We start from the raw sequence: 14,212 nt of genomic DNA, 5'->3' as shown, positions 1-14,212 counted from the left end.
TCATCTTTTATTCAACTCTTTTTCACTCGTGTTATTCGGACCGCCGCTTGAAAATCGCCTGGGCAGGGTCAGGTTTATTCTTGTTTACATGGCGAGCGGTATTTTCGCTAATATTATTACCTATATCATCAAACCACTAACCTACAGCCATGTGGGGGCTTCCGGCGCCATTTTCGGTTTGTTCGGTTTCTACATTGCCATGATCCTGCTGAAAAAACAATTCATCACGGGAGAAAGCCGCCAGATCATCCTCCCGATTGTCGTGATCGGATTGGTGATGACATTCATGCAATCAGGGATAAACATTACCGCTCACCTTTTCGGGCTGCTTGGCGGTTTCATTATCGGATGGATTTCCGGGAAGAAATGGATGTAAAACCAAACGCCGGAATCCTGTATTCCGGTCGTATTCGTTTTATCCATGCAAAAAAGGCGGTCGCTCACTGCCCCCGAGTCGACCACCTTTTTTCACAACTTATTCATGAGAAAACCATTTATATATTTCAGCTGCATTTTCCAATTCAACATCTTTCAACTCACTCGAATAACCCGCTTGACCGGATTTTAGGGTAGTCGAAATGCTGGACAAGTTTCTCCTTGCCTGAAACCAGCTTTGCTTAGAGTCGAGGGATTGAACCCTGCTCTTCTTCATATATGCGGTATGTTTTAAAATCCCGCGATACTGAAGCGACAATTGATGTCCAGAAAGCCTCCATCCCCCAGCGCGGTATTGATAAAAGCCCAGGAAGCTGAATGGAATAACCAGCAGGATGCTGAGGAGGCCAAGCGGCCAATACATGATCGAGAGGATAACAACCGGTATAATCACCCAATCCGCGGTACGGAAAATGTAACGTCTGAGTGCCCGTTTCGGAAGCCTGTGAAAATCATCCGTCAGCACATAATCGGGAAATATAGTCTGTAACAGCTCCGGAACCTTCTTCTTCTTAACGACCGGAATCAGCTTGATCGTCGAGCTGTCTTTCTCAAGCACCGATCCCCCTGCATTTTCAATCACGACTGTACAGTAACCAAACAACTGACGAACAGGATTCTCGACAACCCGAATGCCCTGCACACGATTAAGCGGAACTGTCACCTGTTTCTTCTCCAGCAATCCTCTGGTAATAACAATATTATCATCGTGCAGCCTGATTTTAAAATCACCATACACGACAAATGTCCATCCGACCGATAGTATCCAGGCTACGAGCAGTACGACAAACACCATAACAGTGACAAGCACAATCCCGCTTTTCACAAAGATCATGATTTCATCATACACCGCCTCATACGGGATAAAATCAGAGAACTGCGAAAAGAAAACGGCTACCCCGGATAGAATAACACCAATCCCCCCTGAGGTTGCAGCAAGCACCCAAATATCCTTTGGGCTCATTTTGAAAACAGCCGTCTCTTCTTTGAGCGTATTCTCTGCATCGCCGACAGGCTCTTCAGACGTTTCCACCAGCTGATCCTTTTTCTTTTCACGGTAAATAATTCTTTCAAGCTCCAACGCTTCTTCTTTTAGTATTGCTGTCAGCTCGGCTTCCGATTCCCGGGGATTTGACGAGCCCGCTGTTTCCACCTTCACCTTTACCAATCCAAATGGCCGGTGAATGATTCCCTCTGAAAAATTCAGACTCTGAATGCGGTCAAACGGGATATACCGTTTCTTTTTCACGAATAGCCCGTACTCAATCCGGAGTTCCCCTTCTTCTAACCGGTAAGTGAAACGCAGCCACTTAACCACCCCCGCCACAAGGACAATAACAAGTACCGCACCCATCGAGATGAGGGGCATATAATCCCAGAATCCGCCGTTCCCTCCTCTGCTGTTGAGTACAAATAACAGCACAAACGGGATGATCAATTCCTTTAATTGTTTCAGAAAACTCGCTACTGCAGAAATCGGGTGAAGCCTCTTATATTCAGACATCATCTTCCGCCACCCTTGCAAGTAACGATATGGAATGTCTTAATTCATCCGCTTCCCCAGTTTCCAACGCAGGAATTTCATGAACTGTTGCAGCCGTTGATATCGTAATCGTAGATAAATTATATCTCTTTAAAATCGGACCCTGCACGGTATCCACATGCTGTACTCTCACCATGGGTACCAGCGTCCGCTTCACAATCAAAAGCCCTCTTTGAAGTTCAATTTCCTGCTCCCGTACTTCATATCTCCACCGCTTCCAGCGAACCGACGGAAGAAAATAGATCATCAAATAAGCAAATAAGAGCAATACACCAATGGCTGCAGCCATAATCCAAACAGGCCAATCAAATATCGTCGCCAACACGACTGTCCCGGTGACCAGAACAGCCAGCACCAATGTCTGAAGTACACCATGCAGTCTCCATACCTTCAGCGCCTTCGGTGAAATCCGTTTCTGCGGCTCTCCTCTCATATCCATCCTCCTTTTTGGCTTTCACATTATGTATGACTTTTTCCTAATATAGGACATGGCCGGGCACTAACTCCTTCATCGCAAAAATATAGCGAAGCAGCCACCTAACCGAAAACTGCCTTATGTATAAATCTTACAGTATGTTTACGTTTGAAGATAGGATAGGTTTCATTTGAACGGGTGAAATATTTCTGGATTCGACTAGGCAGATTGGGGGATTTGGAGCTCTCCGGCAAAGTTGACGGCCAAAAATGCCTGCAAACACATTGGGGAGGATGTGTGCAGGCATGGTTCAATGAATGATGAAAGAAGACTGGTCGACCCATTCAATTTCCTTGACCGTTTTCAGATCTTCAACCAATCTGAACAATGCGTCATCTTTTTTCTTCGCTTCAATCATGCAGTCCACCTGATCGATCGAGCCCTTGATTCCTTGTAGAAAATCCATGAACATCGCAGGGTCTATGTAATCGGCATGGGCTTTGTAATCTCTATCTGAACGCGGACTGGAAATATGCATTTTCACTGGCAGCGGCGACTGGCTCCAGGTCGAGACGATCCGCTCCCAATCCTCCTGCCAGTCCCTTTCATGATAGGCAAGATGATGATGATAATCGAACACCTGGGGGATGCCGAGTTTTTCACAAAGGTATAAAGCATCGGAGGCGCTGAATACAGTATCATCATTCTCCAATATGATCATTCCCTGAAGCGGAGCAGGCGTAAGCCCCCAATTATGGATAAACTGTTCAAGCGCCTTTTCTTTATCATCATACGCTCCGCCCACATGTAAAACACAGCGGTGAGTCGGATCGATTCCCATTCCTTTAAGCAAATCCCTATGCATCTTGAGCGTATTGAATGTATTTTTGAGTACGTCCACATCACTGGTGTTCAGAAGGACAAAATGATCAGGATGAAAACCAACCCGCATCGGCTGAACGTTTAAATATCCTTTGATATTATGCAGTTCTCCCTTAAGCGGCGAGATGAAATCCCACCCTTTCAGTTCCGGATGATTCGCAAGTGGAATCAGCTTTGAACTGAATCGGAAAAAGTGAATCTCATGATGGACATTATGCTTCAGCAGTCTCAGGCAGTTCTCAAGATTCGATCTGGCAATACGTTCAAGCTTAGCGATCGCCGCTTCACGATCTTTTATAGCTGAAAACTGCTTATACGTCATGGTCTGCGACGGCGAGGCATTTTGAAGATTCATGCTCATGGCTGCATAGCCGAGTCTGACGAGGGTCATGGTGGGTGGGGCTCCTTTTTTTGGTTAGTATGTGCGGGGCGGGGTGGAAATAATATTTTTTAGAGGAATTCTTTGTGGTAGGTTGTTCCTTTCGCTGAACCTATTACTTTTAGATCTAAAGAGTTCAATAATTGGTTTGCCGTTTTAGGAAATTAATATCCAAGAAGGTCCTTAACTCCCTGTTTGTAATAAATGGTTTAAATAATAAAAAATAATCTTCGATTGCTCGGACATGGGCTGTTTTGGATGTGAACTTGCATTTTGTACAATGCCAGCATCCAAAAAAACGCTCCATTTTTCCTGCACAAATTCCGCATTTCACCCCTTTTAATATTTCGATTTCCTTAATCCCATACTTATCTAAAATGCTTGTAAAACCGGTATCATGCTTGTTAAGAAGTACTTTTTTAATCTTTTTAAGATCTTTCTTTGTAGCTTTCTCTTCAGTATAAAGAGTGTTCAATTTGCTTATTTCACTTATTAGATTTTGAGCATGAATGATTTTATCATATGGAGATAAAAGTTTTTGACCTGTGGACATTTTAAGGATGGTAGATGGATTGCTTATTACTACGAGGAACTATATCGGGGGCAGCACTAGTTGATGATCATAAAAAAACCTTTGAAGAAAAAGCTTTTGCCGATTGGCCTGTGTGATGGGATCAGAGAAACCAGTAACAATTCCATTATAATTCTTTGTTAATTGATTGAATTCCGAGTCTAGCGTTAACGTTCCAGATATGTCTTTAATTTCTAGGAGTAACGTATAAGAAGGGGTGAAAAGCAGAATCAATCTGAAAGTGGTGGGGAGCTAACGGGAGTTTCAAATCATTACTTCTATACAAGCAAGGAAATCCCCTCTTTTTTGAGACACCTTTCATTATTCAAGCCACTTTCTTCGGGTTTCGTGCCGGTTTTGAAATAATTAAGCCACTTTCCCGGTAATCAAGCAACTTGTCGAATTTCCTTTGACACCCTTCTCTCTCGTCCAACATTCCAAAACCTTAACTTGTCCAAAAAATTTTCAAATCAACCCCACTCTACTCATCAGTACTTTCACAAATCCACATCCGATCTCTATTCGAACAGGTCAAACCAGCCAAAACAGACAAGCTTTCCCTTACTCATCTAATATGAGCCCTGAACTGCTTCAAAATCCGCTTATAATCCAAATCAATCACCAAGACAAAAAAACACGACAACCCCCAAAATAGGGCCATCGTGTTTCCGCTAAAAACAATTAGTTATTGTTATAAGACTTGCGTCGACCGGAAGATTGTGGTCTGCCGCCGCCGCGACGATCGCTGCCACGGGATGATCCGCCGCGTGAACCGCCGCCACGCGGGCCGCCGCTTCCTCCGCGTCCGCCGCCTTTGCCGCTGCGAGATCCGCCTTTGTAGCCGCCGCCGCGATTACCGCCGCCTCTTGATGGCAATGGACGCTCTTCTGTAATTTCTACAGGAGTTGTGTCCGGCTCTTTCGTAAGAACACGGATTGCCGCTGCTACCGCTTGAACTGGGTCGTGGTCGTTTAAGAATTCCTCTGCAAGTTGAGAGTAATCTTTAAGATCACTTTCTTTTGCCGCTTCAGCAAGCTTTTCTAAAGCAAGGCGCTGCTGGCCTTCCATTGCTTCGTTCAAGCTAGGTGGCTTAAGACCCATCATTTTCTTCTTCGTAGTTTGTTCAACTACACGCAGGTAACCCATTTCTCTCGGCGTTACGAACGTGATGGACATACCTTTTTTACCTGCACGGCCAGTACGGCCGATACGGTGAACGTAGCTTTCAGGATCTTGAGGGATGTCAAAGTTGTAAACATGTGTTACACCAGAGATGTCAAGACCGCGGGCTGCAACGTCTGTTGCGATCAGGATATCGATGCGCCCTTCTTTGAACTTCTTAAGAACCGTCATACGGCGTGCTTGAGAAAGGTCGCCGTGGATTCCTTCTGCAAGGTAGCCGCGGATGCTCAGTGCACGTGAAAGTTCATCTACACGGCGCTTTGTACGACCGAAAACAATCGCAAGTTCAGGTGATTGTACGTCGATTAACCGTGATAACACGTCGAATTTTTCTTTTTCAGTTACTTTTGTGAAGTATTGTTCAATGTTTGAAACCGTTACTTCTTTTGATTTTACTTTGATTACTTCAGGATCTGTCATGAAACGTTCAGCAATGCGGCGGATCGGATCCGGCATTGTTGCAGAGAATAGAAGTGTTTGTCTTGTGCTTGGCACAGTTTCAAGAATGCTTTCGATGTCTTCGATGAAGCCCATGTTGAGCATTTCATCCGCTTCGTCAAGTACCAAAGTTTCAACGTTATCAAGCTTCAGCGTGCGGCGCTTGATATGGTCGAGCAGTCGGCCCGGTGTACCCACGATGATATGAGGGTTCTTTTTCATCGCACGGATTTGGCGCTGGATGTCCTGTCCACCGTATACGGATAATACGCGTGCACGCTTATCTGAACCTATGCGGTATAATTCTTCGGAAACCTGGATCGCAAGTTCACGAGTCGGAGCGATTACAAGAGCCTGAACATTCGGGTTCTTCATATCGATCTTCTCGATCATCGGGATACCAAATGCTGTCGTTTTACCTGTTCCAGTTTGCGCCTGGCCGATGATGTCTTTACCTTCTAGACCTGCTGGAATTGTACTTGCCTGGATTGGAGTTGCTTCTTCAAAGCCCATACGTTTAACTGATTTCAACGTAGATGCGCTTAAGTTTAAATCTGAAAACTTTGTCAATGCTATTCATTCTCCTTTTGATTTACATCTTTTATAACTAATCAATTGTGCTGATTATATTTTTAAATCGGAACGAAATCTTACACACCGAAAGACTTCGGTATCTAATCTAAAATCGTCTATGCGAGATGTTTATTTTTAAAATATAGTGCAGTCCATTGGAATGTTTGCTGCTATGTGTATTACACCTTATTGTAAGGTGCGCTGCGGATTTTGCAAGCTTCTATGCAAAAAAATACACTCTTCTAAATTGAAGAGCTGCACGTCCAACAAATAGAACAATGTTGTAGTTATGTTACCACTTATAGAGATGAATTTCAATCTATTGTAAAATAGTCGCTCTATTCACTCTGCAGAAAATGGTAGATCTCTCCAAATAAATCGTGCTTATCTTCACTATGACATATTAAATGAGTTGCTTTTGAGGAAAAATACAGGTTTTTTTCTTTAGACGAAATGGTCTCATATATATATTTCGCACTTCTGGGCGGGACTATTCCATCATTTTCTCCTTGGGCAATAAAAGTAGGAATACGTATGTTCTTCAGGATTGGACGAGCTACTCGAACGACCTTTTTGAACTCGTAGGCAGAAAGGAACGGGGTATTCGTCACTTTAAATTTATATCGATTGTAAAGCTCATTTTCAAGTATTTTCCCCTGCAGCCCTTCTTTGATTAAATTCCCAATATCTTTTGCAAGCTGTTTGAAATTTAAATAGTAGGCAGCGGCGCTCAGTAAGACGAGTTTATCTACATTGTATTTGACGGACAGGCAGGAGGCAATCAGGCCGCCCATGGAAAATCCGATGACATACACTCTGTCACAGGTCGATATGAGGTGCTTCAATTCTTCTTCTGCATGCTCGATCCACTCAGCGTGTTTAATCCCCTTTAAAGCGAGTGTTTCCCCGTGGCCGGGTAAAGTAGGCACGATTATTTCCCAATCCGTTCTTTCTTTAAGATATTCTGCCAGAGGCTCGACTTCATAAGGACCGCCTGTGAACCCATGAATAAGTAAACATCCAATCATTATGATCCCCACTTACTTGAAGACTGATTTCCGAAAACTGTTTATGAAAATCGGGATTGAAGAGGAAGATTGCCCCCCCTCTTCCTGCCCCTTCTCATTCTATACACTTATGGAACATTCTAATCGATGTCCGGGTTAAGACAATGCTTCAATGACTTCTTCCAGCCTCATTCCCCTGGAGGCTTTGAATAACAGCAATTCTCCGCCTTCTGTTCTTTTTTTCAGCTCTTGAGAAAGTTTGTTCTTATCCTGGTAAGAATGAACGTTTTCAGGTGAAAACCTTTCGAGTGCGCCTTTAGCGATGAATTCCCCAAGCTGTCCGCAGGTATAGACATGCTGAATCTTCTCCGGGTCGATCATCCTTCCAATTTCAAGGTGGAATTCTTCTTCGTTGTCACCAAGCTCAAGCATATCCCCCAGTATCAGCATTTTGGTGTTGAATCCTTCCAGTTCGGAAACGAGCTGAACCGCTGCTTTCATGGAAGTGGGACTGGCGTTATAGGCATCATTGATGATTTTCTCGCCTTTCCTTCCTTCCTTCATTTCCATCCGCATTTGTGTAAGCTTAAGCGACTTCAGGCCTTTCTTCATCTCTTCGACCGTGACACCAAATTCCTTGGCAATCAAGATGGCGGCCAGGGAGTTATGAATATTGTGCTGCCCCAGTACGGGAAGGAAGAATTCTTCTCCTTCATAAAGGGAGGTTTCAAACCGGCTTCCAGCGTTACTCATTTCAATATTCACTGGATAAATGGTATTCGCTTCGCTTCTGCCGAACGTTTCTACATGTTTGAGTGCTAAGTCCTTTACCTGTTCTTCCAACAGGGGCTCGTCTCCGTAGTAAACGAACAGTCCGGCTTCCTTTAATCCCTGGACGATTTCAAGCTTGGCTCTGGTGATGCCTTCTCGCGATCCAAGATCCTGAAGATGTGATTCTCCAATATTCGTGATGATCGCTGCATCAGGCTGGGAGATTTCAGACAGTAATTCAATTTCACCGAACCCGCTCATTCCCATCTCTAATACAGCGACTTCTGCATCCTCAGGCAAAGAAAGGAGTGTTAATGGAAGACCGATATGGTTATTATAGTTTCCTTGTGTCTTGTGAACTTTGTATTTCGTGCCAAGCAGATTCGCTACCATGTCCTTGGTCGTTGTCTTTCCGTTACTGCCTGTAATGCCGACCACTTTCAGATCAAGTTGATGACGGTACTGGTTTGCCAGTGACTGAAGGGCAAGGAGCGGATCGTCCACCACAAGGACCGGGATATCTTCAGGCGGATTTGGGACGTTTTTATCCCATAACGCTGCAGCTGCTCCCTTCTCAATCGCCTGTCTCACGAATCGGTGTCCGTCGACATTTTCACCTTTGAAAGGAACAAATAAATTCCCTTTTTCGATTTTTCGCGTATCAATGCTTACACCTTTTATGACGATATCTTCGAAATGAGTAAGATCATTTTGGACATGAAGCATTTCACAGGTTTCTTTTATACTTTTTTCAAACATTTTCTTTCTCCTTTACGAGTTACTGATAAGAAAAGCAGAGCGGCCTGATCAGCCCCGACAAGCATAAGATGAATGGGGCGGTAAGGCGTTTTTTGCCTTCTTGGCCGGTTTGACTTATGACAAGTGCATCTAAGCCCCGGCGATAAAACAGAGGAGGACTGCTTTTAGATGATGATCCTCCAGTCAGTCCCCTGTATTTAAGTCTTACATTGTATGTTTGATTGTCTGTTTTTCCTCATAACGCTCCAAGCCGAGCTCTACTAATTTCCCGATGAGTGCCGGATAGTCCACACCTGTGTGTTTCCACAGAAGCGGGAACATGCTGAATGGTGTGAAGCCGGGCATTGTGTTCACTTCGTTCATGTAGATTCGGCCGTCTTCAGTCAGGAAGAAGTCTGCGCGCACCAGACCGGAACAGTCAAGGGCTTTGAAGGATTGAATCGCAATCTCCTTCATGTTGGCGTATGTTTCCTGGTCGACCTCTGCAGGAATGATGAGTGCCGTATCCCCGTCTTCATATTTTGCCTTATAGTCGTAGAAGTCCTTCTTTGGAACGATTTCACCTGCAACAGAACATTCCGGCTGATCGTTCCCCATCACACCCAGTTCAATTTCGCGCGCCTTTACGCCTTCTTCAATGATGATCTTACGGTCGAATTGGAATGCTTCATCGAATGCTGCAGCCAGTTCTTCCCTGGATGTACATTTACTGATTCCAACGGATGAACCAAGATTCGCAGGTTTTACAAAGCAAGGGTATCCGATTCCATCTTCTACTTGATTATATGCGCTCTCTGGGTTGGCTTTCCATGTGCCTCGGATGAACCAAGTGTATTTCACCTGAGGAATCCCCGCCTGTGCAAAAAGATTCTTCATGATCACTTTATCCATTCCGGCAGATGATGCGAGGACACCGTTCCCCACATAAGGAAGGTTCAGTAATTCAAGCATCCCCTGAACGGTACCATCTTCCCCATTCGGCCCGTGAAGCAGCGGGAAGATCATATCGTACCCTTCACTTTCTTTGAATTCAGCGGGAGTGATGGCCGTGCTCAATGCGTTGGGAGAAATTTCTTCTCCGTTATGGAACTGCAATGCTTTTACATCGTCAACGGGGGCATCTAACTGTGGACCTTTGATCCACTGCCCTTCTGTCGAGATGAAAACAGGGTGAATTTCGTATTTATTTAAGTCTAAGGCTCCGATGACAGCCTTAGCTGTTTGCAGGGATACATTATGTTCAGCAGATTTTCCGCCGTACAATAAACAAAGCTTGGTTTTCATATATGAGTTACCTCCAATATTAACAATAGATGTTTCTATTTTATCACTTTCATCCCAAAGGGAAAGAATGATTAGATGGAAAATTTAAATTGCCACCATTGTCCTTGATTTGTGGCTCTATCCCATGTGAATTCCGTCTTTATATATGTATGTTTACCCAGCCTAGTCCCGCAACAGAGATACGGTTTTATTTTATCTGAATACACTTAAGATTCCGCCTTTTCAATTTCCTCTTAAAATATTGTTCTCCCAGGTGTATAATCCCTCTAACGAAAACAATTGTACATTCAAGGAGGACATCGAGATGAGAAAGCTTGGTTTACTGCCTAAGATCCTGTTGGGGATCGCGTTAGGTATTGTGATTGGTTCAATTGCTCCAGAGTGGGTCGTAAAATTATTCGCTACGTTTAATGGACTTTTCGGTAATTTCCTTGGGTTCGCGATCCCGTTGATTATCATAGGCTTCATCGCACCCGGAATCGGTTCGATGGGAAAAGGGGCAGGGAAACTCTTGGGACTGACCACAGGACTTGCTTACGGGTCCACAGTTCTTGCGGGACTGCTGGCATATTCAGTTGCTAAGAGTATTTACCCTTCCCTATTGGCAAATCAAACTTCTCAATCATTTGAAAATCCTGAAGAGGCTCTTTTAAAAGGATTCTTCACAGTGGACATGCCTCCGATTATGGGGGTGATGACGGCGCTCTTGATCGCCTTCACGATCGGACTTGGAATGGCTGCCATCAAAGGCGGCGCCCTCCAAAAAGGAATGGAAGAGTTTAGACATATCGTTGAACTTGTCATTGAAAAAATCATCATCCCGCTATTGCCCGTTCATATCCTTGGGATTTTTGCGAACATGACGCAGGGCGGACAAGTCAGTGCGATCATGTCTGTGTTTGCGAAAGTGTTTGTCATGATTATATTACTACATGTGATTTTCCTGGCTTTCCAATACACGGCGGCCGGTACGATGCGCAAACAAAATCCGTTCGTGATGATGAAGGGCATGCTGCCTGCATATTTTACAGCATTGGGAACGCAGTCATCCGCTTCAACCATCCCGGTTACATTGGAACGCACAAAGAAGCTTGGTGTGAGAGAACGCATTTCCGACTTCTCCGTACCATTGCTGGCTACAATCCACTTATCAGGGAGCACGATCACCCTTGTGAGCTGTGCGATGGCGGTTATGTTCATTCAAGGTGAGGCTTTGGCATTCACTCAATTATTCCCGTTCATCCTTATGCTCGGAATCACCATGATTGCAGCACCGGGGGTTCCGGGCGGCGCGGTCATGGCAGCACTCGGTTTACTCGAATCAATGTTAGGTTTTGGACCAACCATGACTTCACTCATGATCGCTCTTTACCTGGCACAGGACAGCTTTGGAACTGCCTGTAATGTTACAGGTGACGGTGCCATCACTTCCATCGTCGACAAGCTTACGAATAAGAAAAAAGCGGCTGTCTCAAGCGCAAAAGCCAGCTGATACTGAAGGCCCGGCCTGCACCTCATTCAATACGGTGCAGGCCGGGCCTTGTTTTTTTAGACATTGCCGACTTCTCCCCTGACAGGCATACCGCCTTGCGCCCCGAATTTGGAGACGGAGATGGAAGCCGCTTTGTTGGCAAATTGCAGGCTTTTTTCGAGTCCTCTTCCTTCTGATAAAGCGACGGCAAACGCTGCGTTGAACGTATCTCCCGCTCCCGTTGTATCGACGGCAACCACCGGATAAGAAGGGATGATTACTTCCTTTTCCCCATCAAAGTACCGTACGCCCTGCTCCCCTTGAGTCACAAACAGTTTACCAGGATACTTCCTGATTGCTTCCTGCACAGTCATCTCATCAAATAACATGGCCGCCTCATGTTCATTCGGTGTCAGGAAACTGACAGCGTCGATCACTTCTTGTTCCGTTTTTCTTGACGGAGCCGGATTCAGCATAAGCGGAACGTTCAGCTTTCTGCACAGCCTGCTCACAAAACGGACGGTTTCCACTGGTATTTCCTGCTGGATCAGTACCATTGCCGATTCCGCAAGTACGTTCTCTGCCCGCAATACCAATTCAGGTGTCACATGCCTGTTTGCACCTTGAACGACAATAATGCTGTTGTCTTCTTCTGCTATCACAATATGTGCAGTTCCGCTTTCTCCACTCATAACTTCAACGAAATCAGTGTGCACACCATTTTGTTGAAGATTCCTCACAATCTCTTCTCCATATAGATCGCTACCGACACATCCGATCAAATATACTTCTGCTCCCAAACGGGAAGCGGCTACTGCCTGGTTTGCCCCTTTTCCACCCGGCACTGTCTTAAATGAGTCTCCCATCAGCGTTTCCCCTGCACGCGGCCTCTTAGGCGCAGTCACCACGAGATCCATCGAACAGCTGCCAATCACCGTAATCTTTGTCATACGTCTTCCCCCTTTTTAAAGGATATGTTAAAGAATTGATATAGTAGTATGGGTTGCTGTTGAACTGGCTGCAAAGTGAAAGCAGAATCCGTCTCCTTCCTCATACCAAACATCTGTATAATGGAATTAACAGGTTAAAATCTTCCCTGTTTATGTACATAAGCAGCAACTACCAGAAGGAGTGAATCTTTTGAATTTCACCAGTAAAAGAGTGACACTTAGACAAATAGAAGAAAATGATTTAAATGCCCTTTGGAATTACATCCATAATGAAGCCTCACCTCAATGGAAGAAATGGGACGCCCCTTACTTTGAGCATAAACGAGTGCCTTTTGAAGAATATAAACAATCTTTCCTGAATAATGTCGAGAAGACAAATGACCATCAGCGGATTATTGAAGTACAAGGGAAAATCATCGGCACGGTAAGTTACTACTGGGAATACGAACCTACGAGATGGCTTGAGGCGGGCATTGTGATTTATGACCCCGGCTATTGGAACGGGGGCTATGGCACCGAGGCATTATCCCAATGGGTCGCTCATCTATTTGAAACAAAGGAGATCGGCAGGGTCGGCATCACAACCTGGTCGGGTAATGAACGTATGATGAAAGCTGCTGAAAAAATCGGCATGAAGCTTGAAGGCAGGATGAGGAAATGCCGTTATTATAATGGTATCTATTACGACTCCATTCGGATGGGCATGATTCGGGAAGAGTGGGAGTCCGGACAATTCCAATAGAATGAATGGGGATGGTACCGCTCTCAATCCTCCATCCCCTCTCTTCTTTATTAATCACCTTTAGAATCACCGAACCAAAATTTCAATCTCTTTCTTGTGAAGAAGACAAGCAAGGTAAGGATGATGAACATTCCGATTGCTACATAGAGATGCACCCGGTCTTCCCCACTTAAACCCGAACCAAAGAAGACGAATCCGATCGTACCCGGAATGATTCCGATGGCTGTAGCCGTGATATAGGGTAAGAATCGCACTTTCGCTGCTCCCGCTAAATAACTCACTAAATCAAAATTCAGAAATGGCACCAAGCGGAGCATTAAGATATAGAAGAAACCATTTTCAGCCATTTTATCCCGAATGACTGTCATCTTTGGAGATGATTTCTTCCACAGCCTCAAACCCAGTATACTGGAGGCAGCATAGGCAACTGAAGCTCCTCCAAGTGCTCCGGCAAGAGTGATCAAGAGGCCAATGTAAGGTCCAAATGCCAAGCCTGCCGCAATGGAAAAAATAGTAGTCGGAATCAATACGAGTGGACGGATCGTCAACATGATAATAAATACGATTGGTGCCCCCCAGCCAAACGGCATGATCCAATCTCTGATATCATGTGGTCGTATTTCCCAAAACCTGCGGCTGAACCAAAGGAAAATGAGGAAGAGGGCAGAGAAGCCAGCCATCTTTAAGATATCTTTTTTCTTCAACGCCTTCCCTCCTCTTTACCCGAGTCTTATTTTAGAGTTCTTCTTCCATTGTACTGGCCACTCTTGATAAAACCAACCATATCGCTTATTTATTTTCTCTGGGTGA

14 protein-coding genes are annotated in these 14,212 nt (G+C 44.8%); 3 read left to right on the top strand and 11 right to left on the bottom strand.

The features are described 5' to 3' along the window. Positions 1-376 (top strand): rhomboid family protein (locus HP456_RS11110; RefSeq protein WP_172251007.1); only part of this gene is annotated, 376 nt, incomplete at its 5' end. 99 nt (positions 377-475) lie between these two features. Here the strand turns inward: HP456_RS11110 and HP456_RS11105 are convergent. From HP456_RS11105 to HP456_RS11065, 9 genes are all read right to left on the bottom strand, one after another. Then, positions 476-1,942 (bottom strand): PH domain-containing protein, encoded by a 1,467-nt coding sequence (locus tag HP456_RS11105; RefSeq protein WP_246288948.1) that lies wholly within the window; start codon positions 1,940-1,942, stop codon positions 476-478. Next, positions 1,932-2,411 carry a PH domain-containing protein gene (locus HP456_RS11100; protein ID WP_172251005.1) on the bottom strand — a complete coding sequence of 160 codons (480 nt, stop codon included), beginning with the start codon at positions 2,409-2,411 and terminating at the stop codon, positions 1,932-1,934. The genes HP456_RS11105 and HP456_RS11100 overlap by 11 nt, the downstream gene beginning before the upstream one ends. Positions 2,412-2,703: 292 nt before the next feature. After that, positions 2,704-3,666 (bottom strand): UV DNA damage repair endonuclease UvsE, encoded by a 963-nt coding sequence (gene uvsE / locus HP456_RS11095; protein WP_172250993.1) that lies wholly within the window; start codon positions 3,664-3,666, stop codon positions 2,704-2,706. A gap of 124 nt (positions 3,667-3,790) precedes the next feature. Next, complete coding sequence (locus tag HP456_RS11090) at positions 3,791-4,207, bottom strand: hypothetical protein (protein ID WP_172250991.1); 417 nt, start codon at positions 4,205-4,207, stop codon at positions 3,791-3,793. A gap of 39 nt (positions 4,208-4,246) precedes the next feature. Continuing rightward, the gene (locus HP456_RS25655) at positions 4,247-4,459 is read right to left on the bottom strand and encodes a nuclease-related domain-containing protein (protein WP_172250989.1); all 213 of its coding nucleotides are present in this window, start codon (positions 4,457-4,459) and stop codon (positions 4,247-4,249) included. Between the two features lie 447 nt (positions 4,460-4,906). Beyond that, positions 4,907-6,415, bottom strand: a complete 1,509-nt coding sequence (gene cshA / locus HP456_RS11080; protein WP_246288945.1) for a degradosome RNA helicase CshA — start codon at positions 6,413-6,415, stop codon at positions 4,907-4,909. A 341-nt stretch (positions 6,416-6,756) separates the two neighbouring features. Then, positions 6,757-7,446: an alpha/beta hydrolase gene (locus tag HP456_RS11075; protein ID WP_172250987.1), complete on the bottom strand. Its 690-nt coding sequence runs from the start codon at positions 7,444-7,446 to the stop codon at positions 6,757-6,759. Positions 7,447-7,581: 135 nt separating this feature from the next. Continuing rightward, the gene (locus HP456_RS11070; RefSeq protein WP_172250985.1) at positions 7,582-8,955 is read right to left on the bottom strand and encodes a UDP-N-acetylmuramoyl-tripeptide--D-alanyl-D-alanine ligase; all 1,374 of its coding nucleotides are present in this window, start codon (positions 8,953-8,955) and stop codon (positions 7,582-7,584) included. Between the two features lie 204 nt (positions 8,956-9,159). Further along, on the bottom strand, positions 9,160-10,239 hold the full coding sequence (locus HP456_RS11065; RefSeq protein ID WP_172250983.1) for a D-alanine--D-alanine ligase: 1,080 nt from the start codon (positions 10,237-10,239) through the stop codon (positions 9,160-9,162). A 304-nt stretch (positions 10,240-10,543) separates the two neighbouring features. Between HP456_RS11065 and HP456_RS11060 the strand changes: the two genes are divergently transcribed. Next, a complete protein-coding gene (locus tag HP456_RS11060) occupies positions 10,544-11,731 on the top strand; it encodes a dicarboxylate/amino acid:cation symporter (RefSeq protein WP_172250981.1) in 1,188 nt (395 codons plus the stop codon). Positions 11,732-11,787: 56 nt separating this feature from the next. Here HP456_RS11060 and rbsK read toward each other — a convergent pair whose 3' ends face one another. Further along, positions 11,788-12,660, bottom strand: coding sequence for a ribokinase (gene rbsK, locus HP456_RS11055; RefSeq protein WP_172250979.1), 873 nt, complete (start codon positions 12,658-12,660; stop codon positions 11,788-11,790). Positions 12,661-12,850: 190 nt separating this feature from the next. On the opposite strand from rbsK, the gene HP456_RS11050 reads away from it, so the two are divergent. After that, positions 12,851-13,402, top strand: coding sequence for a GNAT family N-acetyltransferase (locus HP456_RS11050; RefSeq protein ID WP_216663248.1), 552 nt, complete (start codon positions 12,851-12,853; stop codon positions 13,400-13,402). A 50-nt stretch (positions 13,403-13,452) separates the two neighbouring features. Here the strand turns inward: HP456_RS11050 and HP456_RS11045 are convergent, their stop codons facing one another. Next, on the bottom strand, positions 13,453-14,106 hold the full coding sequence (locus HP456_RS11045) for a TVP38/TMEM64 family protein (protein ID WP_172250975.1): 654 nt from the start codon (positions 14,104-14,106) through the stop codon (positions 13,453-13,455). Positions 14,107-14,212: the final 106 nt, after the last annotated feature.

This window comes from Bacillus haikouensis (assembly GCF_013179555.1).
Taxonomy (GTDB): domain Bacteria; phylum Bacillota; class Bacilli; order Bacillales; family Bacillaceae_B; genus Rossellomorea; species Rossellomorea haikouensis_A.
Note: the sequence above shows the minus strand (reverse complement) of the source record. Positions and strands in the feature narration are given on the sequence as shown.

Excerpts from the sequence above, each read along its gene's own strand:
- HP456_RS11105 (WP_246288948.1), bottom strand. The coding sequence starts at position 1,942 with ATGATGTCTGAATATAAGAGGCTTCACCCGATTTCTGCAGTAGCGAGT.
- HP456_RS11100 (WP_172251005.1), bottom strand. The coding sequence starts at position 2,411 with ATGAGAGGAGAGCCGCAGAAACGGATTTCACCGAAGGCGCTGAAGGTA.
- uvsE (WP_172250993.1), bottom strand. The coding sequence starts at position 3,666 with ATGACCCTCGTCAGACTCGGCTATGCAGCCATGAGCATGAATCTTCAA.
- HP456_RS11090 (WP_172250991.1), bottom strand. The coding sequence starts at position 4,207 with ATGTCCACAGGTCAAAAACTTTTATCTCCATATGATAAAATCATTCAT.
- HP456_RS11075 (WP_172250987.1), bottom strand. The coding sequence starts at position 7,446 with ATGATTGGATGTTTACTTATTCATGGGTTCACAGGCGGTCCTTATGAA.
- HP456_RS11070 (WP_172250985.1), bottom strand. The coding sequence starts at position 8,955 with ATGTTTGAAAAAAGTATAAAAGAAACCTGTGAAATGCTTCATGTCCAA.
- HP456_RS11065 (WP_172250983.1), bottom strand. The coding sequence starts at position 10,239 with ATGAAAACCAAGCTTTGTTTATTGTACGGCGGAAAATCTGCTGAACAT.
- HP456_RS11060 (WP_172250981.1), top strand. The coding sequence starts at position 10,544 with ATGAGAAAGCTTGGTTTACTGCCTAAGATCCTGTTGGGGATCGCGTTA.
- rbsK (WP_172250979.1), bottom strand. The coding sequence starts at position 12,660 with ATGACAAAGATTACGGTGATTGGCAGCTGTTCGATGGATCTCGTGGTG.